17 protein-coding genes are annotated in these 20,410 nt (G+C 65.4%); 7 read left to right on the forward strand and 10 right to left on the reverse strand.

The features are described 5' to 3' along the window. Window positions 1-2 precede the first annotated feature (2 nt). A complete protein-coding gene (locus tag EN804_RS26760; protein WP_015314375.1) occupies window positions 3-485 on the forward strand; it encodes a DUF2852 domain-containing protein in 483 nt (160 codons plus the stop codon). Between the two features lie 99 nt (window positions 486-584). Then, complete coding sequence (locus EN804_RS26765) at window positions 585-1,343, forward strand: M48 family metallopeptidase (RefSeq protein WP_127873325.1); 759 nt, start codon at window positions 585-587, stop codon at window positions 1,341-1,343. Window positions 1,344-1,637: 294 nt separating this feature from the next. Here EN804_RS26765 and EN804_RS26770 read toward each other — a convergent pair whose 3' ends face one another. Next, a complete protein-coding gene (locus tag EN804_RS26770) occupies window positions 1,638-1,856 on the reverse strand; it encodes a hypothetical protein (RefSeq protein WP_135862525.1) in 219 nt (72 codons plus the stop codon). A 112-nt stretch (window positions 1,857-1,968) separates the two neighbouring features. On the opposite strand from EN804_RS26770, the gene EN804_RS26775 reads away from it, so the two are divergent. From EN804_RS26775 to EN804_RS26795, 5 genes are all read left to right on the forward strand, one after another. Beyond that, window positions 1,969-2,628: a phosphoribosylanthranilate isomerase gene (locus tag EN804_RS26775; RefSeq protein WP_135921726.1), complete on the forward strand. Its 660-nt coding sequence runs from the start codon at window positions 1,969-1,971 to the stop codon at window positions 2,626-2,628. Between the two features lie 90 nt (window positions 2,629-2,718). Then, the gene (trpB, locus tag EN804_RS26780) at window positions 2,719-3,939 is read left to right on the forward strand and encodes a tryptophan synthase subunit beta (protein WP_127279846.1); all 1,221 of its coding nucleotides are present in this window, start codon (window positions 2,719-2,721) and stop codon (window positions 3,937-3,939) included. Between the two features lie 62 nt (window positions 3,940-4,001). Then, the gene (trpA, locus tag EN804_RS26785; protein WP_135917034.1) at window positions 4,002-4,841 is read left to right on the forward strand and encodes a tryptophan synthase subunit alpha; all 840 of its coding nucleotides are present in this window, start codon (window positions 4,002-4,004) and stop codon (window positions 4,839-4,841) included. Window positions 4,842-4,885: 44 nt separating this feature from the next. Next, window positions 4,886-5,812, forward strand: a complete 927-nt coding sequence (gene accD / locus EN804_RS26790) for an acetyl-CoA carboxylase, carboxyltransferase subunit beta (RefSeq protein WP_127279848.1) — start codon at window positions 4,886-4,888, stop codon at window positions 5,810-5,812. Between the two features lie 152 nt (window positions 5,813-5,964). Then, window positions 5,965-7,290, forward strand: a complete 1,326-nt coding sequence (locus tag EN804_RS26795; protein WP_135862515.1) for a folylpolyglutamate synthase/dihydrofolate synthase family protein — start codon at window positions 5,965-5,967, stop codon at window positions 7,288-7,290. Between the two features lie 89 nt (window positions 7,291-7,379). On the opposite strand, the gene EN804_RS26800 is transcribed toward EN804_RS26795, so the two are convergent. The 9 genes from EN804_RS26800 to EN804_RS26840 form a co-directional block, all read right to left on the reverse strand. Then, window positions 7,380-7,793 carry a type II toxin-antitoxin system VapC family toxin gene (locus EN804_RS26800; RefSeq protein ID WP_127873330.1) on the reverse strand — a complete coding sequence of 138 codons (414 nt, stop codon included), beginning with the start codon at window positions 7,791-7,793 and terminating at the stop codon, window positions 7,380-7,382. Next, window positions 7,790-8,038: a type II toxin-antitoxin system VapB family antitoxin gene (locus EN804_RS26805; RefSeq protein WP_127873331.1), complete on the reverse strand. Its 249-nt coding sequence runs from the start codon at window positions 8,036-8,038 to the stop codon at window positions 7,790-7,792. Before EN804_RS26805 ends, EN804_RS26800 begins: the two co-directional genes overlap by 4 nt. An 83-nt stretch (window positions 8,039-8,121) precedes the next feature. Next, complete coding sequence (locus tag EN804_RS26810) at window positions 8,122-8,403, reverse strand: cupin domain-containing protein (RefSeq protein WP_135921727.1); 282 nt, start codon at window positions 8,401-8,403, stop codon at window positions 8,122-8,124. A gap of 131 nt (window positions 8,404-8,534) precedes the next feature. Continuing rightward, window positions 8,535-8,858 carry a thioredoxin gene (trxA, locus tag EN804_RS26815; RefSeq protein WP_015314366.1) on the reverse strand — a complete coding sequence of 108 codons (324 nt, stop codon included), beginning with the start codon at window positions 8,856-8,858 and terminating at the stop codon, window positions 8,535-8,537. Between the two features lie 74 nt (window positions 8,859-8,932). Then, complete coding sequence (gene addA / locus EN804_RS26820) at window positions 8,933-12,439, reverse strand: double-strand break repair helicase AddA (protein ID WP_135921728.1); 3,507 nt, start codon at window positions 12,437-12,439, stop codon at window positions 8,933-8,935. After that, window positions 12,436-15,570 (reverse strand): double-strand break repair protein AddB, encoded by a 3,135-nt coding sequence (addB, locus tag EN804_RS26825; protein ID WP_135921729.1) that lies wholly within the window; start codon window positions 15,568-15,570, stop codon window positions 12,436-12,438. Before addB ends, addA begins: the two co-directional genes overlap by 4 nt. Further along, window positions 15,567-16,289 (reverse strand): nucleotidyltransferase family protein, encoded by a 723-nt coding sequence (locus EN804_RS26830; RefSeq protein WP_189524579.1) that lies wholly within the window; start codon window positions 16,287-16,289, stop codon window positions 15,567-15,569. The genes addB and EN804_RS26830 overlap by 4 nt, the downstream gene beginning before the upstream one ends. 2 nt (window positions 16,290-16,291) lie before the next feature. Next, window positions 16,292-17,803 (reverse strand): tRNA (adenosine(37)-N6)-threonylcarbamoyltransferase complex ATPase subunit type 1 TsaE, encoded by a 1,512-nt coding sequence (gene tsaE / locus EN804_RS26835; protein ID WP_135921731.1) that lies wholly within the window; start codon window positions 17,801-17,803, stop codon window positions 16,292-16,294. 8 nt (window positions 17,804-17,811) lie between these two features. Next, window positions 17,812-20,367, reverse strand: coding sequence for a PAS domain-containing sensor histidine kinase (locus EN804_RS26840; RefSeq protein WP_135921732.1), 2,556 nt, complete (start codon window positions 20,365-20,367; stop codon window positions 17,812-17,814). Window positions 20,368-20,410 lie beyond the last annotated feature (43 nt).

A 20,410-nucleotide genomic window follows, 5' to 3' on the forward strand; every position in this document is an offset into this window, starting at 1 on the left:
AAATGAACACATCTGCATTGATCCGCCCGGCCTGGACGCCGGCGACCATCGCGTTGATGGTGATCGGCTTCATGGTGTTCTGGCCGCTCGGCTTCGCCATGCTCGCCTACATCATCTGGGGCGACCGGCTCGAGGGCTTCAAGCGTGACGTCAACCGTGCGACCGACGGCATCTTCGCCGGCTGCCGCCGTGGTTCCGACAAGGCCGCGCGCTGGGGCAATGGCTCCGCTCGCACCGGCAACGTCGCTTTCGACGATTGGCGCGAAAAGGAGCTTGAGCGTCTGAACGAAGAGCGCCGCAAGCTCGACGAGATGTTGACCCAGTTCGACGAATACGCTCGTGAATTGCGCCGCGCCAAGGATCAGGACGAGTTCGACCGGTTCATGGCCAACCGCAACAAGTCGACGGCTCCGGCGAAAACCGACCCGAGCACCGGAACGGCCCCCACCAAGCGTGGCAAAGGCTCGAACCTGCTCGACGACTGAGGCCCAGCGACAGGGCCAAGGTATGATGACGGCGTCGCGCGAGCGGCGCCGTTTCTTTTTTGTTCTATTCGTTTTCCTCGAATCGCGTATCGTCCGGCCATGACCATCGGGTTCTTCCGCAATCTGACGAAGCCCAAGCCCACGCCTGCCGTGGAACGGGAATACTGTGTCGCCGGACGCACGCTGCCGCTCAAGATCGTCGAGAGCGCCAGGGCAAAGCGCCTGACGCTGCGTATCGATTCCGGCGGTCAGGGCCTGCGCATCACCGTGCCGCCGGGCCTGCGCCGCGGCGAGGTGGACAGGTTCCTCGACCGCCACCAGGACTGGCTGGAGCAGCGCCTGGCCAAGGTGCCGGCTCGTCCTCAAGTAAGACCAGGTATCAAGATCCCGGTGCGCGGCGTGCCGCACCGCATTGTCCACGAACCGTCAAAGCGCGGCACCGTCACCATATCGCGCGACGAGCGCGGCCCGCTGCTGATCGTGCATGGCGAGCGCATCCATCTGCCGCGCCGCATCGCCGATTTTTTGAAGCGCGAGGCCAAGAAGGATATCGAGAAGCTGGTGGTCAGGCATACGGAAGCGCTCGGCAAGCGCGCCAAGGCGATCCGCTACAAGGACACCTCCAGCCGCTGGGGCTCCTGCACCTCGGAAGGCAATCTGTCCTTCTCCTGGCGCATCATGATGGCGCCGCAGCCTGTCATAAACTACCTCGTCGCGCATGAAGTGGCGCATCTCAAGGAGATGAACCACGGCCCGAAATTCTGGAAATTGTGCGAAAAGCTCTGCCCCGACACGGACCGCTGCAAGGATTGGCTGAAGCGCAACGGCGGCGCCCTGCAGGCGATCGTTTTCGAATAGGATGGCCGAGCGCGCGCTGCCGTGAGACGACATGGGAGAACGTCTGTCAGTGTCGTCATCCTAGGGCGGAGCAAGGAGCGGAGCGACGCGCGTAGACCCTAGGATCCATTCCGTGACGTGCGAGCGCCGCAGCGGTTCAAGAAGAAGCTATGCCGTTGAACAAAAAAGCAAATATTCTCCACCGCTGTGTTCTTCGGTTGGCGTAACGGCATGGATCCTAGGGTCTCCGCGACGCCTCGCGTCGCTCCGCCCTAGGATGACGAAGGGGAACGGTTGGCGTCTCAGAAAGCCTCCTCAATCGTCATTCGCCGCATTGAGCTCATCCGGCCGCAACCCTTCATCGCCATGATGCGGCCAGGGTAGAAAGTTGCGGTCGAAGGCATCGCCGCCGAAATAATCCAGCGCCCGATGCGCTTCGGCGCCGTTGAAGGCGGCCTTGTCCATGAGATGCGCGATCACCTCGCGCGCCTGCGCGATCTTCTGCTTCAGTTCGGCAACGGTCTGGTCGGCCATGGCTGTGCTCCCGCCTTGCATGCTGTCCATCCATAGGTAGCGCCTTTGGCCTTGCCGGCAAACAGCATGCTTTTTCTCGACTCTTGGCGCTTTTCATGTCAATTCCCGCGCCATGGCGCTCGACATCAAGATCTGCGGCTTGAAGACCGACCAGGCAATGGCTGCGGCCCTGGCCGGCGGCGCCAGCCATGTCGGGTTCATTTTCTTCGCCAAAAGCCCGCGCTACGTCGAACCGGCCGAAGCTGGCCGTCTGCGCCAAGCGGCGCGCGGCAAGGCCGTGGCGGTTGCCGTCACGGTCGACGCCAATGACGCCTTCCTCGATGAAATCGTGGAAAAGATGCAGCCCGACATTCTGCAATTGCACGGCTCCGAAACCCCCGAGCGAGTGGCCGAACTGAAAGCCCTCCATGGCCTGCCGGTGATGAAGGCGTTGCCGCTCGGCGATGCTGCCGATCTCGAACGGATAAAGCCGTTCGTCGGCATCGCGGACCGCTTCCTGTTCGACGCCAAGCCGCCAAAGGGCTCTGAGTTGCCGGGCGGCAATGGCGTCGCCTTCGACTGGCGTATCCTTGCCGGCCTTGACGCCAGGATCGATTACATGCTTTCCGGTGGGCTCAACGCCGCCAACATCGGCGATGCCCTTCGGCTTGCAAACCCGCCCGGAATAGACATTTCCTCGGGCGTGGAGAGTGCGCCGGGCGTCAAGGATCCGGCGCTGATCGAACAGTTTTTCCGGGCCGTCAGGGCCGCGCGGGACGACCGCGCCGCCTGAACAAATTTCGAACCCTGAGCATGTCCCGGAAAAGTGGGAACCGGTTTTCCGACAGGGACATGCTCAAAGTACAGATCTAGGAGATCGGCGATGAACAAGCCGGCGACACCCAATTCCTTCCGCACCGGGCCTGACGAACAGGGTATGTTCGGCATTTTCGGCGGTCGTTTCGTTGCCGAAACGCTGATGCCCCTCATCCTCGACCTGGAGAAAAACTGGAACGAGGTCAAGAACGATCCGGATTTCAGAGCCGAGCTGACCGATCTGTCCACCCATTATGCCGGGCGGCCGTCAAAGCTCTACTTCGCCGAAGGCCTGACGAAGCATCTTGGCGGCGCGAAAGTCTATTTCAAGCGCGAGGATTTGAACCACACCGGCTCGCACAAGATCAACAATTGCCTCGGCCAGATCCTGCTGGCCAAGCGCATGGGCAAGAAGCGCATCATCGCCGAGACCGGCGCCGGCCAGCATGGCGTCGCGTCCGCGACCGTCGCCGCCCGCTTCGGCTTTCCCTGCGTCGTCTATATGGGCGCGACCGACGTTGCCCGGCAGAGCCCCAACGTTTTCCGCATGAAGCTGCTCGGCGCCGAAGTGCGGCCGGTGACCGCGGGTCACGGCACGCTGAAGGACGCCATGAACGAAGCCCTTCGTGACTGGGTGACCAATGTCGAGGATACCTATTATTTGATCGGCACCGCTGCCGGCCCGCATCCCTATCCGGAGCTGGTGCGCGACTTCCAGTCGGTGATCGGCACCGAGGCACGCGCGCAGATCCTCGAACAGGAAGGCCGGCTGCCCGACACAATCATCGCCGCCGTCGGTGGCGGTTCCAATGCCATCGGCATGTTCCATCCCTTCCTCGATGACAGGCAAGTCCGCATCATCGGTATCGAGGCCGGCGGGCGCGGTCTCGACGGCATCGAGCATTGCGCCTCGATGAATGCCGGCTCTCCCGGCGTGCTGCACGGCAACCGCACCTATCTCCTGCAGAACGCCGACGGTCAGATCATGGACGGCCATTCGATCTCGGCCGGCCTCGACTATCCCGGCGTCGGCCCGGAGCATTCCTGGCTGCGCGATTCCGGCCGTGTCGAATACGTGCCCATCCTCGACGACGAGGCGCTCGAAGCCTTCAAGCTGACGACGCGCGTCGAAGGCATCATCCCGGCGCTGGAATCGGCGCACGCCATCGCCCATGCGGTCAAGATCGTACCCGCCATGGACAAGGACCAGATCGTCATCGTCAACCTGTCCGGCCGTGGCGACAAGGACGTGCACACGGTGGCCTCGATGCTGGGCATGGAGATCTAGGCCCTTTGGACAGTTTCGATTTGGGAGTTGATTATGAGCAAAATTCGTCCAAAGGGCCAGACATGACCACCCGCATCGACCGCCGCATGGCGAAGCTGAAGACCGAGGGCCGCCCGGCGCTCGTCACCTATTTCATGGGTGGCGACCCCGACTATGCAACCTCGCTGTCGATCATGAAGGCGCTGCCCAAGGCGGGCGCCGACGTGATCGAGATGGGGATGCCGTTCTCCGACCCGATGGCCGACGGCCCGGCGATTCAGGCCGCCGGCCTGCGCGCACTGAAGGGCGGCCAGACGTTGGTGAAGACGCTGAAATTGGCGTCCGACTTTCGCGCCGGCGATGACGAAACGCCTATCGTGCTGATGGGCTATTACAACCCGATCTACATCTACGGTGTCGATCGCTTCCTCGTCGACGCCAAGGCGAGCGGCATCGATGGGCTCATCGTCGTCGACCTGCCGCCGGAAATGGATGAGGAACTGTGCATTCCGGCGCTGAAGGCCGGCATCAACTTCATCCGGCTGGCGACGCCGACAACCGACGACAAGCGTCTGCCCAAGGTGCTGCAGAACACCTCCGGCTTCGTCTACTACGTCTCGATGACCGGCATCACCGGTGCGGCACTCGCCGACACCGGCAAGGTGGCGTCGGCGGTCAAGCGCATCAAGGGTCACACCGACCTGCCTGTCTGTGTCGGCTTCGGCGTCAAGACCGCCGAACAGGCGCGCGTCATCGGCGCCAATGCCGACGGCGTGGTGGTCGGCACGGCGATCGTCAACGCGGTCGCCAATGTGCTGGGGCCGAAGGGCGAAAAGACCGCCGATCCGGCCGAGGCCGTCGCCACGCTGGTCAGCGGCCTGGCGCAAGGCGTGCGCTCGGCCCGCCTTGCTGCTGCCGAATAGTTTTCCTAGGTCTTTACCTCTTCGTCAGGACAGGAGCCGAAGCGATGAACTGGATCACCAATTACGTTCGCCCGAAGATCAACTCGATGCTCGGCCGACGCACCGACATGCCCGAGAATCTCTGGATCAAGGATCCCGAGACCGGCGAGATGGTGTTCCACAAGGATCTGGAATCCAACCAGTTCGTCATCCCGTCCTCCGGCCATCACATGAAGATCTCGGCCAAGGAGCGGCTGAAATTCTTCTTCGATGACGGCAAGTACGAGACCCTGGACAACCCCAAGGTCATGCAGGATCCGCTGAAATTCCGCGACGAGAAGCGCTATGTCGACCGGCTGAAGGACGCCAAGGCCAAGACCGGCCTGGAAGACGCCATCATCAATGCGCTGGGGACCGTCGAGGGCCTGCCGGTGGTGGTGACGGTGCAGGATTTCGCCTTCATGGGCGGCTCGCTCGGCATGGCGGCGGGTGATGCCATCGTACATGGCTTCGAGGTCGCCTTGCAGCGCAAGCGGCCGCTGATCCTGTTCGCCGCTTCCGGCGGCGCCCGCATGCAGGAAGGTATTTTGTCCCTCATGCAATTGCCGCGCACCACGGTCGGCGTCGACCGGCTGAAGGAAGCCGGCCTCCCTTATATCGTCGTGCTGACCAATCCGACCACCGGCGGCGTCACCGCCTCCTACGCCATGCTGGGCGACGTGCACATTGCCGAGCCCGGCGCGCTGATCGGTTTTGCCGGGCCGCGTGTCATCGAGCAGACCATCCGCGAGAAATTGCCGGACGGCTTCCAGCGCTCCGAATATCTGATGGAGCATGGCATGGTCGACATGGTGGTGTCCCGGCTGGAGATGCGCCAGACGATCGCGCGTCTGCTCAAGATGCTGCTCAAGATGCCGGAAGAGCAAAAGCCGCTGGAACCGGAAATCCTGCCGCCGGCCGTGCTTGCCGCCGAAGCCCGGCCACAGGCTTGACGCTACGATGGCCGGAGGTGACCCCGGCCTGGCGCGACATTGGCCGCCGCGAACAGCGATTGCGCGCCGCCCATGACGCGCTGTAGCCTTTTGATAGCCGTGGTCATTGCGGGAGCGATTCTGGCTCTCGGGCCATGCGCCGGGATTGTGCCATGACGACGCTTGCCGCCGACCGCGAAATCGAAGCCCTGATGGCGCTTCACCCGAAAGGCTTCGACCTTTCGCTCGATCGCATCACGCGGCTGCTGGAGCGGCTGGACAATCCGCAGGATTTGCTGCCGCCGGTCATCCACATTGCCGGCACCAACGGCAAGGGCTCCTGCGCCGCCTTCTCGCGGGCGCTGCTGGAAGCTTCCGGCCGCCTCGTCCACGTCCACACTTCGCCGCATCTGGTCAGCTGGCACGAGCGCTACAGGCTGGCCGCCGAGGGCGGCGGCAGGCTGGTCGACGATGACATCTTCGCCGAGGCTATCGCCCGAGTCGCCAAGGCCAATGCAGGCCAGAAGATCACCGTCTTCGAAATCCTCACCGCCGTCACCTTCATCCTGTTTTCGGAACATCCGGCCGATGCCGCCATCATCGAGGTCGGTCTTGGCGGCCGCTTCGACGCCACCAACGTCATCGCGCGGCCGGCCGTGTCGGTGATCATGCCGGTGTCGATGGACCACGAGGCCTATCTCGGCGACCGTGTCGAGCTGATCGCCGCCGAAAAGGCCGGCATCATGAAACGCGGCTGTCCCGTGGTCATCGGCGCCCAGGAAAGCGAGACGGCGCTGCAGGTGCTGATCGACACCGCCGAGCGGCTGGAATGCCCGACCCTCGTCTATGGCCAGGATTTTCTCGCTTTCGAGGAAAACGGCCGCATGGTCTACCAGGACGATGATGGCTTGATGGACCTGCCGTCGCCGCGCCTGCCCGGTCGCCACCAGTTCGCCAATGCCGCCGCCGCGATCGCCGCGGTCAAGGCCGCCGGCTTCGAGATCAGCCACCGCGCCGCCGAGAAGGCGATGACCAGTGTCGCCTGGCCCGGCCGCATGCAGAAGCTGGGGCAGGGCAGGCTGGCGGAACTGGCGCCGAAGGGCGCCGACATCTGGCTCGATGGCGGCCACAATCCGGGCGCCGGCGTGGTCGTCGCCGAAGCGCTGGCCGAGCAGGAAGAAAAGAACCCGCGCCCGCTGTTCCTCATTTCGGGCATGATCAACACCAAGGACCAGAGCGGCTATTTCCGCGCCTTCAAGGGCTTGGTCAGGCATGTCTACACGGTGCCAGTGAGCCAGAGCGATGCCGGCGTGCCGAACGACGAACTGGCGGTCCGCGCCACGGAAGCCGGACTGACGGCCGAACCGGTAAGCTCCGTCGCCAGCGCGCTCATGCTGCTGCGCGACACCTGGGACGGCCCGCCGCCACGCATTCTGATTGGCGGGTCCCTCTATCTGGCCGGTGCGGTGCTGGCTGAAAACGGCACGCCGCCGACCTGAGGGCGGCTACAGTTTCGACGCCTTGCATCTTTAGACGCCTGCGGCGGAATTCTGCTATCTCGCTTTTGACCGAAAGATCCGAGGGCGGTTCAGAAGTCCCACGGCGAGATTAGGTCAAGGCTGGTGGCACTAAAGTCATTGAGATTGCGCGTTGCCAGTCGACCACCATTCACCCGCGCTATTGCCGCGATCATGCCATCGGGAGCTGACATGCCGCGGCCTTGGCGCGTGGCGAACCCCATGATCTCGCCATAAGCCAAGGCAGCTTCTTCCGTCAGCCCAAAGATCCGGTCGGCAAATCGATGGCGCCATTGGGAAAGTCCCTGCTCCAGCCGATCGGCTCGCTCATCGGGCCGTATCTTTTGAATGCCAAAGGCGATTTCCGCAATCGTCACCGTGGGAAGGGCCAGTTCGGCGTCGTTGCGGACGAGCCACGCCAGCACGGCCGGGTTCGGCGCCTTCTTGAAGGTCTCCGAAATCACGTTGGTGTCGACGAAAATCAAAGCTCAGGTCCTGGATGGACCTGGCGGCCTTCGCGGATAATGTTCTCCAGATCGATGTCGGTGCCACTGGTTGACGCAAGTCGAGCATAGAAGGCGGATGCCGGCTCGCGACCCGCTTCACGAATCTCGTAGGATTCAAGCGCACGTTCGACCACATCGGCTATCGAACGATTTTCGCGGCGAGCAAGTCTATGGGCTAGGTCGCGCGCTTTTGCACTGCGGACTGACAGCTGTGGTTCGGCCATTCCAAACTCCCATTCGAAAAGGGAAATATATGTCGATTTTTACCTGCCATCAAGATGGCAATTGATGTCACGCCATCTAACGGTTACTTCAGCTCGATCTCGATAAAAGCGTACTCGCCGTCATGGGCGCTGATGACGTCGTGTTCGACGCCCTCCTTGCGGAAATAGGGGGAACCTTTCTTCATCTCGGCGAAGGTCTCGCCGTCCTTCGTCACCAGCTTCAGCTTGCCGTCCATCAGCGGCACCACGACATAGTCGTGGCCGTGGCGGTGCCAGCCGGTGTTGTCGCCCGGCTGGAAGCGGTACTCGGTGACGATGACGCGCTCATTGTCGATGAAGACTGTGGCCTTGGCGGATCCGGTCATTTCTCTCTCCTGCTTCTGCCGCCAAGAGAAGACATGGAGGGCGCCGATGTGAGTGCCAGAGCGGCGCACCGATGGCGCCAACAAAAAGCCCGGCGCGATGGCCGGGCTCAATGCTTCGAATTCAGATGGTATCAGGCGAGATTGCCATTGACCCAGTGCGACAGCGCGGTCTTGGGCGCAGCGCCAACCTTGATGTCGGCCACTTCGCCGCCCTTGAAGATCATCAGCGTCGGGATCGAGCGCACGCCAAACTGGGCGGCAAGCTCGGGATTCTCGTCGATGTTGAGCTTGGCGATCTTGACCTTGGCGCCGAGTTCGGTGGCGATGTCCTCAAGCGCCGGTGCGATCATCTTGCAGGGGCCGCACCACTCCGCCCAGAAATCAACCACGACCGGTACCTGGGCATTGAGCACATCGGCCTGGAAATTGTTCTTGTCGACCTTGACGGTGGTCATGCGGAAATCCTTTCGAAATTTTTCGTCGCACCAAATGTGGTGGTTGCCGCGCCCTTCTTCAAGCAGTTCTTGTGTCACGCTCCCGTGAGTCGGGCAAGGGCGTCGTCCATGGCCCGGGCCGGGAGCTCGATCAGCCTCGGCGCTTCGGTGAACAGCAGGGCCGCCTTGATTTCCCGCCCTGGATAAAGCGGCTGCAGCAGGGCGCGATAGAGCGCGAGCTGAAGCAGATAGGCCGGGGGGACCTCGGCCGGGGAGGCGGGTGCGGGCCGGTTGGTCTTGTAGTCGACGATCGAGACCGTATCCGGCGTCACCGCCAGCCGGTCGATCTTGCCGGAGATGGAGCGAATTTTGCCCTTGACCTCCAGGCTGCCCATGATCGCGACCTCTGCACGTGACGAGGGCGCGAACAGTTGACCGAGGCCGGGGTCGGCAAGGATGGCCATGACCGACGCCAGGGCCTTTTCACGCTCGGCTTGCGGCCACCCCGCACCCGTTCGCGAGAGGTAACGCTCCGCCGCACTTTGGCGGCCGCTCTCGGCCATGCCGGGCAGCATCTGCAGCAGTTTGTGCAAGGCGAGCCCGCGCATCACTGCAAAACCCGGCTCGGCATCGGCGTCCAGCACCGGCGAGGCCTTGTCGACAACCGCTTCCTTGCCTTCCTCGATCAGCGCCGAGGCGCCCGATGGCGACAACGGTCGCGGCAGGTCCTCGAAAGGCGGCAAGGGCCGGAACAGGGTCGCCGGCAACGGGCCGAAAGCATCGGCTTGCCGCGCCTGTTCACTGACGTCTGGCGCGACCGGCGGCAAGTTGGTGACATGGAAACGATGCACCGGCTCGCCGCCGGCGGGGTGCGGACGCTGTTCGCTTTCCGGCGCACCGATCAGCGCGCGGCTGACGATCGAATGCCAGGTTCCGGTGTTCGGCGCCCGCTTGCCATGATAGCCGCAGACGATCAGCCGGTCCTCCGCGCGCGTCATGCCGACATAGAGCAGCCGGCGGTATTCATCGTCGGCGAGTTCGCGGGCGCGAGCAGCCGCCGTTTTCGAAAAGCCGTTGGCGACGTCGCTGGCCGAACGCCAGAGATAGCCCTTGCCGTCCCAATGCCTGCCCGATCCCTCGAAAGGCATCAGGCGCGGCAAATGCTGGTCGCTGAAGGGAGCGGAACCGCCGTCGACCAGGAACACCACCGGCGCCTCCAGGCCCTTGGCGGCGTGCACGGTCATGACCCGGACCTCGTCGCGGGTCTGATCCATCTCGCGCTTGATCTCGGGGCCGGCGTTTTCCAGCGTCGACAGGAAGGCTTCCAGCCCGGGCAGGCCGGTCCGCTCGTCCGCAAGGCAGAAGCTCAGGAACTCATCGAGAATATCGCCGGCTTCCGGCCCGAGCCGGGCGACCATCTTGCGGCGCACGCCATCGCGCGCCAGCAGGCCGGCATAGAACTCGAACACCGGCTTGAAGGCGGCCTCATCAGCCCAGAGGTCAAGCTGAGCGACGACCTTTGCGAGGGCTTCGTCGTCGCCGGCCTGCTGGCGCAGCGATGCCGCCAGCGACACGCCGGCCGGCCTCTGCGCGGCGAGCGTGAACAGCCTCTCCTCCGGCAGGTCGAAGATCGGGCTGCGCAGGACGGCGGCGAGCGACAGGTCATCCTGCGGCTGGATCAGCAGATGGCCGAGCGCGATCAGATCCTTGACCGCGATATGGCCGGGCAAGCTCAGCCGGTCGGCGCCGGCGACCGGAATGTCGCGACGCTTGAGCGCGCGGGTCAGCGCGTGGACGAAGCTGTCGCGCTTGCGCACCAGCACCAGCACGTCGCCCGGCCGCAGCCGCTTGCCACGGCCCTCGATGATTTCGCCCATGCCGATCCACCCGGCAATGGTGGCCGCGACATGCTCGGCGACGCGCACCGCCGGCGCATGGGCATGGTCGATCGCTTGCGTCCAGTCGTCGGGCTCGTCGACGGCCTCGGCGCCGATCGACGGCCACACCTCGACATAGCCCGGCGCATCGGTGCGGATCGCCTTGTGGTCCAGCGGATCGGGGTCGTGGCTGATGCCGCGCCGCACGGTCGGATCGGCAAAGACGCGGTCGACGGCGGCCAGCACATCGTCGGTGGAGCGGAACGACCAGGTCAGCTTGAGGTCGGCGAAGGATGCATCGGCCTCGCGCACCCGCCCGGCGAACAACAGCCGGCTGTCGGCGAAGGAGTCCGGGGCGGCACCCTGGAAGGAATAAATCGACTGTTTCTCGTCGCCGACGGCAAAGACCGTGCGGTGCACCCGATCGCGCGCACCGAAGCCGGCAAAGAATTCTTCCGCCAGCCTCCTCACCACTTCCCATTGATCCGGGCTGGTGTCCTGCGCCTCGTCGAGCAGGATGTGGTCGATACCCTGGTCGAGCTTGTACTGCACCCATGGGCCGGCATCGGGCCGCGCCAGAAGGTTCACCGTGCGGGTGATCAGGTCGTTGAAGTCGAGAAAGCCGCGGCTGCGCTTCAGCACTTCGTAGCGCGCGATCAGCCAGTCGGCGATGGTGAGCGCCGCACGTGTGCCTTCCAGCATCCGGAACAGCGCCAGCCGGTCGACGGTCTCCACGATGGCGCCGGCCGCCGAGAGATAGCGCTCGGCAAGGTCCGGCAGCCGGTCGGCCAGCGCCTTCTTGAAGGCCTTTGCCGGATCATAGGGATCGCCATCGGTCTTGAGGAAGGCTCTTGCCAGGAGTTGCAGCCGACGAACGGGATCGCCCTCGGCGAAAGCCTGGCGCGCATAGGGCAGGATGTTGTTCAGCACCGATCTGGCGTCGGTGGCTTCGGCTGCCTGGACAAAGCCGGCAAAATAGTCCGGCAGGAAGCCGGGCAGCGGCCATATCGACGCCGCTATGCCTTCGGCGGTCTGGCCGGGGCGGAAATGGAACTCATCGAACAAGGGCTGGAAGCCGTCGCGCCCGACGGCATCGAGGAAATCGCGCAACCCGTCGCGCTTGCGCACGATCTCGCCGAGCAGGGCGTCGAGACCGGCTTCGCCGCCGCGCTCCAGCACAGTGGCGAAGGCCTCGGCCAGGGTCCTGTCGCCGGCGGCGGAAATCATCTCGCGGCGGGCGGCGGCAAAAAGCGAGGCCTCCATCTGGCTGTCGAGCATTTCGAAATGGGCGGGGATATTGGCTTCCAGCGGGAACTGATGCAGGACCGATTCGCAGAAAGCGTGGATCGTCTGGATCTTCAGCCCGCCAGGCGTTTCCAGGGCCTCGGCGAACAGGCGGCGGGCTCTGCGCATGGTGTCGCGATCGGGCCGGCGCCCCTCCAGCGCCTCGACTTTGGACGCCAGTTCGGCGTCGTTAAGCGTCGTCCACTCCGACAGTGTCGAAAAAACCCGGTTCGACATGTTGGCGGCCGCGGCGCGCGTATAGGTCAGGCACAATATCTTCGATGGGTCGGTACCGTTGAGCAGCAGCCGGATGACGCGCTGGGCAAGCACATGGGTCTTGCCCGATCCCGCATTGGCCGACACCCAGGCGGAATTGCCGGGATCGGCGGCGCGGGCCTGGCTCGAAGCCGTGTCGGTCGGGATCGGATAGGCTTTCTTCATGCCTCTCCGCCCTCGTCCCCGGCGTCTCCGCCGGCGGACCATTCGAGTACGCGGGCGAGGTGGTCGTAGTCGCCGTCGGTTTCGCCTTCGCGAAACGGCAGCGCGCGCGACAGATAGCCGGTCGCCGGGTCGGCATAATGGATCAGCAGCTTTTCCAGCCGCGCCCAGGCCTCTTCGGCGAGATCGGCCGCGGTGCGTGGCTGGCGGTTGTGTTCGAGTATGGACTCTTCGAACACCTCGCCATTCGGCTTCAGCCTGATGAAGGCCAGTTGCGACGGTTCGCGCATCCCCAGATCCTTGAACGCGCCACGCCTCAGCAGCGCGCCTTCCAGCGCCAGTTGAGGCGCCAGCAGCGTATGCGCCTGCGCCTTCGAAGGCGAGGAACCCGTCTTGTAGTCCAGAATGTCGGCCATGCCGCCGGCCAGCAGGTCGACCCTGTCGGCGTAACCGGACAGCGTCACCCCGGACTGTCCGACGACGGTTTTCCCAGCCCTCTCCTCGGCATGCCGCTGGACCACCGCATCGGCGCGCGTGCGCTCCCATTCGATGATGTTGGCGGCGAGCTTTTCGAAACGCGGCCACCACACGGCCTCGACATCGGCCGGAAGCGCCGCCTCGGCAAAACAGGCGCGGCCGGCGGCGATGAGCCCGGCCAGCGCGTCCGGCGCGCGCGGGTCGGCCACCTCGGAGGAGAAGAGATGCAGGATGGCGTGAAACAGCGTGCCGCGCTCGGCCGCGCCCGGATCACGGATGAGCGGATCGAGCGGCATCAGGCCGAGGATCCTTCGGGCGTAGATGGCGTAGGGGTCGCGGCGCAGCGTCTCGATCTCGGTGACCGAGAAATGGCCCGGGCGAACCGGCAATGGCGGTTTCGGCTGCGGCCGCGGCGCGAAATCCCGCTTCGGCCCTGTGTCGAGCGCGCGTGCCCAGGCAAGCAATTCATCGCCGCGCCGGCGCAGCGCTGTCGCCTGGTCGTTGCCGATGAAGGTGAGCAGCCGCTGCAACCAGCGCGACGGCACGGCGGGCGCGTCGCCGGCGCGCGCCGAGCGCGCCAGCAGCACCTTCCTGGCACCCATGGCCATCTGGAAGTCATGCGCGGCGAGGCCGATGCGCCGCTCCGGCGGTTCGAGATCGATGCCGGTCTTCATCAGCCGCGACATGAAGCGGTCGCTCTCCGGCTTGCGCGGCCAGACCCCTTCGTTGAGCCCACCGATGACCAGTGTGTCGACATGCTGCAGCCGGGCTTCCAGCGCGCCCCAGATGGCGATGTTCCTGTCGGTGCCTTGCGCCGGCTTGACGGTCTCGGGCGCGATCAGCGCCTCCATCACGTCAGGCCATTCGATTGCCGCGAACGACAGCGGCGCCGAAGCCGCGACCAGCCCGCGCAAAAGGTCGGCGAGCTTTTCGCCGGCATCGCCGGCGTAGAGTTCGCCAAGGCCGCCATCGGCGGAACTGCCGAGATTCTCCAGGGCAACGACGCTGGTCTCGACCAGCGCGGCAAGGCCGGCTTCCGCCTGGCCGCGAAAGGCTGAAAGCGGCGCCAGCGCTTGCTTGAGACGTTCAAGCAAATTCCGCGCGCCTTCGATGGAGCGCACGGTCAGCCGGGCAAACCAGAAGGGCGGCCGGCTGTCATCGCCAAACCCGGTGAGGCGGGCCTCGAAAAGGTCCGGCAGCGACGCAATGTCGGGGCGGCCGGTGCCGCCGCGCAGCGCCACCAGTTCGACCAATTCCGCCGCGTGGCGCACATCGCCGCGTTCCAGGCCGAGGCCGAGCAATGGATGCTTGAGCAGCGACAACAGGCCGACCGGATCTCCCGGCCGGAACACCGCCTCGAGCGCCAGCCTGAGCAGGCTGGCCGCCGGCGTGTTGGAAAGCGGCGTGCCGCCGGAATCGTCCGCAACGACACCGAAGCGCTTGAGCTCGACACTGACGCGGCGCGCCAGCGCGCGGTCGCCGGTCACGAGAGCGGCCCTTTGGCCGGGTTCTTCCACGGCCTGCTTGAGCGCGACCGCGATCGCGACGGCCTCGTCGCGCTCGCTTGCCGCTTCGAGCAGCGTCACGTCGGCGAAGGCGGCGGCAATATCGGACGCTGAAAACCCGTTTCGCGTCTCCGCCCACAATTCGGTGGTCTCGGCCGGCCGCAACGCCTCGCCGACAAGGGCCGCGCGGAGCGCGAGCTTCGGCTCGGCCGCGCCGATCTCCTCGACATCGCCGCGCAGCACGCCAATCTTGCCGATCAGCTTCGCCAGGCCGTATTGCGGATGGCCAAGCACGGCTGGACGCGCGCCTGGCGCCACGAGCGCCTGGAAGGAGGCTTCGTCCAGTAACTGGTCGAGCCCGGGCAACACGATGGCGCCAACGGTGAGGCCGGCGATGGTCGCAAGCAGCTCCGCCGTGGCGGGGATGGAACCGGTGGACCCCGCGGCTATGACCGGCCCGGCGGGCGGATTGCGCCGCAGCCGCGCCGCCTCGGCACGGATCAGGGCGCTGCGATGCGCTGCCGGGTTGGAGCGGTCGCTTTCTTCGAGGAATTTCGGCCAGGCATCGGTGACGATGCCGAGGAATTCGAGCGTCACCTGCCACCATCCGGCAAGGTTCCCGCTCACCAGGCCGGCAAGTTTGGCCCAGTCGGTGCCTTCCGTCTCGATCTCGTCCATCAGTCCGGTCAGATCGCGCGCCAGCCAGATCGCGTCGGCGGTGGAGGCAGGCACAACGATCTCCTCGGCGAAGAGCGCCGCGACATGGGCGGGCAACCGGCGTTTCCACGCCCGCACCAGCGGCGTCAGCAGCAACAGCCGTTCGGTGGCGGCGATCGGCGGCGCCAGATCGATTGCCGCCGATGGCTCGGCCTCGAACAAGGCTTCATCCTCGTCGAATTCGCCGAGCGGACGGATCACCGGCAGGATCGCCGAACCGCCGCCGCCACGCGCCTTCAGGCTGTCGACGAACACGCCGCGCAAGGCACGTGCGGCACGGCGCGTCGGCACATAGATGGTGACGTCGGCCAGGGCGAGCGGATCGCCGTCGAAACGAAATCCGGGGACAAGCCGGCCAGCAAGCAGCGCCTCGGCCAGCGTCGGCAGAAACGGCGCTCCGGAGGGAATGGAAAAAACGCGGCTTGAGCCGCTCATTGCGATCCGATGAGTGCGCCGGCCACCGCTTCTTCGGCAAGCGGAATGGCGTCGGGCGTGCCGACGGTTATCCAGTGGCCATGCATCGGCATGCCGAACAGGCGGCCGCCGGCAATCGCCCTGTCGAAATAGGCGTTGAGCGAATGCGGTTCGGCGGGTGCGTCCTTGAACAGGCGCGGATGGATGATCGCGGCGCCGGCATAGATCAGGCCGGCAGGATCGCCTTTCGAACGCCGCAGCGCGCCGTCCGGCGCCACCAGGAAATCGGTGCTGCCACAATGTCCTGTCGCCTGATGGAGATCCGCAAGCATCAGCAGAATATCCATTTTCGCCGCGTCCCATGCAAGGGCGAGCCGCCCGAGATTGAGCGGGCCGTGGTCGATCCAGAATGTATCGGCGTTGAGGATGTAGAACGGCTGTTGGCCGAGTTCCGGCAGCGCCTTGACGATGCCGCCGGCGGAATCGAGCAGTCGGTCGCTTTCATCGGAAATGACGATGCGCGGCGCGCGGCGCGCGGCGACATGGGCGACGATCTGTTCGGGAAGGTAATGGACATTGACCACCGCCGTGCGGACGCCGGCCGCGGCCAGGCTGTCGAGGCCCCAGTCGAGCAGCGTCTTGCCGGCGATCCGGACCAGCGGTTTGGGGATGGTGTCGGTGATCGGCCGCATGCGCTTGCCAAGCCCCGCGGCAAGTACGATGGCGGTGTCCGGTCTCATTGTCACAGCGCTCGTTCCTCCAGCAGCCCGTGCGCGCTGTAGAAATCCCGCAGCTCGGCGAGCGCGGGATGCGACAGCGCCCGCCTGAGATAGTCGCGGATGCGCGGCAGGTGCCTGAGATAATAGGGTTTGCCGTCACGTTTTTCGAGGCGCACGAAAATGCCGAGGATCTTGGAATTGCGTTGTGCGGCCATGATTGCGTAGGCTTCGAGGAAGCCTGCTTCATCGAAGCCGCCCGCTGCACGACGCGCCGCGACATAGGCATCGAGCGTCCGCTGTTCAATCTCGGGCGGGATGGTGACGCGGGCGTCCATGGCAAGCGAGGCGACATCATAGGCGGCGGGACCGATCAGCGCGTCCTGCACGTCGACGATGCCGAGCCGGTCGAGGCCGGACCGCTCGCCGCGCCAGATGATGTTGGGTGAATGGAAGTCGCGCAACATCAGCGTGTATTCGCTGCCTTGCAGCCGGTCGAGAAGCGCGTTCCATGTCCTGTGGTAGCCGGAACGCAGCGCGTCGCTCGCCGGGCCGCCCGATATCGCCGGCACGTACCAGTCGATCAGCAGGTCCGCCTCGATCAGCATGGCATCGCGATCGAAGGGCGGCACGTCATGAACGACGCCGGGTGCCGCCTCCATGCGGTGCGGCCAGGTCTTGCCATGCATCATGGCAAGCAGTTCGGCCGCCGCCTCGTAACGTTCGGCGACCGGCTCGCCATTGCCGGCGAGGAAGCCTTCCGAACCCAGATGCTCGAGCAGCAGGAAGCCCTGGTCGAGATCCTGCGCATCGATCCTGGGTACCGCGACGCCGGCGGCCAGCAGCGCACGGTCGATGGCGACGAAAGCGGACACCGACCGCGCGGTGTGGGCGATCACGGCATAGGGCTTGCCGTCGCGCACGGGAGGGCCGAGCACCAGCCGCGGCGAATTCATCAGCACGCGCGGCGCCTCGCCGGCAAGCGACACGATCTCGTAGGAACGGGCCGACGCATCGCCGATGAAATGCCGGCGCCGCGCTTGCCCCCATCCGGCGTTGTCGAGGAAGCCGCGCATGGCCAGCGAGCGCGCGACACGGTCGAAGGTCGCGCCATGCCCCGACAGGAGCGCCAGCCGGCCCTCGCCATGCTGGACGAGTTCGATCAGCACCGTCGTCTTGGGCAGATAGCCATCAGCCCGTTCGGGCCATTCGATGAGGGCGGCACCTTGTGCGATTGCTTCCTCGAAGCCGAGCTCGTCGAGCTCGGCCGCCGAGGACAGGCGGTAGAGATCGAAATGATGGACCGGGATGCGCGTGTCGTAGCTCTGAACCAGCGTGAAGGTCGGGCTCGGCACTTCGAGACCGGGATCGTCGGCCAGTGTTCGGATGAGTGCTCTTGCCAGCGTCGACTTGCCGGCGCCGAGATCGCCCTTGAGTGCCAGCACGTCGCCGACGCGCAGCGCCAGCGCCAGATCCTCGCCCAGTCGCGCCGTCTGGGTCTCGTCGGCGAGCAAACGCTCCAGCACCGGTTCCGTCATCGAGTGCGCTACTCGGCCGCTGCGCGGATACCCGGCATGTCTGGAAAGGTGCAGATGACGGTCGTGCCCTTGTCCTTGCCGGTTTCGATGCGAACGGCGCCGCCATGCAGTTCGACAAAGCTCTTGACGATCGACAGGCCGAGGCCAGCGCCGCGGCGGCGGCCGCCATTGGTGCGCGGCTCGAAGCGGCGGAACACCGAATCGAGCACATCGGGCGGCATGCCGGGTCCGTCGTCGTGGACCGAGAACTCGACCCCGTCCGCCAGCTGGCGGCAGGCCAGCCGGATCGTGCTGGCCTCCGGCGCGTAATTGGCGGCGTTGCTCAGCAGATTGTAGAGGATCTGGCGGATGCGGGTTTCGTCGCCATGGAACGTCTTCGGCGCGGCGGCGGCGTCGACCGCAAGCCGGATCGAATGCTCCTCCAGCCGGTCGGCGACCAGCTCGGCGGCGGCCGCGATGGTGCGATCGACATGCACTTCGGAAATGTCGAGCTGCATGATGCCGGCATCGACGGTCGCAAGGTCCAGTATGTCGTTGACGATGGTCAGCAGCACCGAGGAGGACGAGCCGACATGCTCGACATATTCGCGCTGCTTCTGTGTCAACGGGCCGGTCGCCGGCAGCGACAGCAGCTCGGTGAAGCCGATGATGTTGGTCAGCGGCGAACGCAGTTCGTAGGACACATGCTGCACGAATTCGTTCTTGAGCTGGTCCGATTTCTCGAGTGCCTCGTTCCTGTCCTTGAGCGCGCGTTCGACATGGACGCTGTCGGTAACGTCGACGAAGGTCATCATCACTTGCCCGTTGGGCAGCGGAATCACGGCGTAACGCAGCACGGTGCCGTTGTTGAGCTCGGTCTGGCCGTGGCGGTCGCGGCGCTCGTCGTCGAAGCCGGTGATGGCGGCGACGAAGCCGGGCCAGGGGCTCTCGACCGCTTGCCGATCGGAGAGCTCGCGTATGGCCGATACGTGCACGTTGGGCTTGGCGGCTTCCGCGTCCAATCCCCATAGCGTGGCGAAGGCCGGGTTCGACAGGCGCAACCGGCCGTCGGGGCCGAACACCGCGACGCCTTCCGCCAGATTGTCGAGCGTTTCGCCCTGGACCCGAACCGCGGTGCGGTAGCGGCTTTCGAGATCCATCTTCTCGGTCAGGTTCTCGAACACCCAGGTGACGCCGCCCTTGGGTTGCGGATTGGCGACGACGCGGATCGTCTTGCCGTCGGGCAGATGCCACCAGTGTTCCTGTGATTCGACGGCACGGTAGGCGCCGAGCAGGGCTTCCTTCCAACGACGCCATTCCGGCTGTTCGGCGATCTTGCCCTCGCTGCGCAGGCGGTCGAGCAAAAGGGCGTTGTCGGGCGCGCTGTGCAGGAAGCCGCTGTCGAGCCCCCACAGTTTCTGGAAAGCCTGGTTGAAGAAGCGCAGCTTCTCGTCGGTGTCGAAGATGGCGACCGCGGTGTTGAGCTGGTCGAGCGTATCGGCGTGGCTGCGCACGGTCCGCTCATATTCGCCACGGATGGCCTCGATGGCGCTGGTGTCGCAGGCAAGGCCGGCCGAACCGTCGGCGCCGGCAAAGTCGGTCACGGCGAACACACGGCGGTCCCCTTCGATCACCGTCGAAAGCGACTGCTCGAACACCGGATGCGATTTGTGCTGCGTGGCGATGGCGTCGCGCGCCTGGCCGCCGAGGAACTCCTTGGCATCGCGCACGGCGGCTTCCGCGCTTTCGGCTTCGACCGCGTCGGCATAGGCCCGGTTAACCCATTTCAGGCGGCCATGCTCGTCACGCAGCCATGCCGGCATCTTCAGCGCCTCGAGCAGGCCGATCATCGTGTCATGGTCGGCGGCCAGCCGCTGGTTGTCGATCTTGAGCCGGGCCTGGCTGCGCTGTGTCTCGGACAGCGAGACAAACCGCACCAGCACATGGGCCGCGCTCTTGCGGCCATGCACCTCCAATGGAGCGCCGGCCTGGGATTCGATCACCAGGTCGAACGGCCTGCCTTTTTCGCGCAAACCCGCCACGGCGTGTTCGAGTGCCGCCGCCGAACGCGGCATCAGCCAGCGGCCAAAGGCGAGGAACGCGGCCCGTTCCTCCGGCGCGCCGCTCTCGGTCGGCAATGTGCCGATGAGTTCGGGCTTCTTGTTTTCCGAGGCCCAGACGACGACACGCTGGTCGCGCAAATTGAGCAGCGCTTCCGAACGCCGCAATGCCGCGCTGACATCGGCGACGCGGCTTCTCAGCTCGACATTCTCCGCCGAGGTACGCGCCCGTTCGCGGATGAGAACGATGGCCGACAGGAATGCCGTACCCGTTACGCCGACGAACACCGCCAGCTGTACGACCTCGACGGTGCTGATCGACAGGCCGGCCACCGCGGCGCCGGCCGCCTGGGCATGCGCGACCGCGCCCGCCAAGGGGCTGGCAAGAGCGGAGCCGGCAAGGAGCAATCCCGCACGGGCACGCCAGGAAAGGCGCTCGCCGCGTGCGGCGGAGCCCATGATCCCCGAATCGTCGTGGCCGCCGGAAACGGCCTGTCCCGCGTGAAGCGGGTTTTCCCCCGGCATGTCTTGGTCCTCTTCGCCGCCTGAATGCAAGACCGCCCTGACG

The sequence above is a fragment of the Mesorhizobium sp. M8A.F.Ca.ET.161.01.1.1 genome (assembly GCF_004792105.1).
GTDB lineage: Bacteria > Pseudomonadota > Alphaproteobacteria > Rhizobiales > Rhizobiaceae > Mesorhizobium.

Bases quoted from the DNA above. Each gene is read 5' to 3' on its own strand.
- EN804_RS26760 (WP_015314375.1), top strand. From the start codon at position 3: ATGAACACATCTGCATTGATCCGCCCGGCCTGGACGCCGGCGACCATC.
- EN804_RS26765 (WP_127873325.1), top strand. From the start codon at position 585: ATGACCATCGGGTTCTTCCGCAATCTGACGAAGCCCAAGCCCACGCCT.
- EN804_RS26770 (WP_135862525.1), bottom strand. From the start codon at position 1,856: ATGGCCGACCAGACCGTTGCCGAACTGAAGCAGAAGATCGCGCAGGCG.
- EN804_RS26775 (WP_135921726.1), top strand. From the start codon at position 1,969: ATGGCGCTCGACATCAAGATCTGCGGCTTGAAGACCGACCAGGCAATG.
- trpB (WP_127279846.1), top strand. From the start codon at position 2,719: ATGAACAAGCCGGCGACACCCAATTCCTTCCGCACCGGGCCTGACGAA.
- trpA (WP_135917034.1), top strand. From the start codon at position 4,002: ATGACCACCCGCATCGACCGCCGCATGGCGAAGCTGAAGACCGAGGGC.
- accD (WP_127279848.1), top strand. From the start codon at position 4,886: ATGAACTGGATCACCAATTACGTTCGCCCGAAGATCAACTCGATGCTC.
- EN804_RS26795 (WP_135862515.1), top strand. From the start codon at position 5,965: ATGACGACGCTTGCCGCCGACCGCGAAATCGAAGCCCTGATGGCGCTT.
- EN804_RS26805 (WP_127873331.1), bottom strand. From the start codon at position 8,038: ATGGCCGAACCACAGCTGTCAGTCCGCAGTGCAAAAGCGCGCGACCTA.
- EN804_RS26810 (WP_135921727.1), bottom strand. From the start codon at position 8,403: ATGACCGGATCCGCCAAGGCCACAGTCTTCATCGACAATGAGCGCGTC.
- trxA (WP_015314366.1), bottom strand. From the start codon at position 8,858: ATGACCACCGTCAAGGTCGACAAGAACAATTTCCAGGCCGATGTGCTC.
- addA (WP_135921728.1), bottom strand. From the start codon at position 12,439: ATGAAGAAAGCCTATCCGATCCCGACCGACACGGCTTCGAGCCAGGCC.
- addB (WP_135921729.1), bottom strand. From the start codon at position 15,570: ATGAGCGGCTCAAGCCGCGTTTTTTCCATTCCCTCCGGAGCGCCGTTT.
- EN804_RS26830 (WP_189524579.1), bottom strand. From the start codon at position 16,289: ATGAGACCGGACACCGCCATCGTACTTGCCGCGGGGCTTGGCAAGCGC.
- tsaE (WP_135921731.1), bottom strand. From the start codon at position 17,803: ATGACGGAACCGGTGCTGGAGCGTTTGCTCGCCGACGAGACCCAGACG.
- EN804_RS26840 (WP_135921732.1), bottom strand. From the start codon at position 20,367: ATGCCGGGGGAAAACCCGCTTCACGCGGGACAGGCCGTTTCCGGCGGC.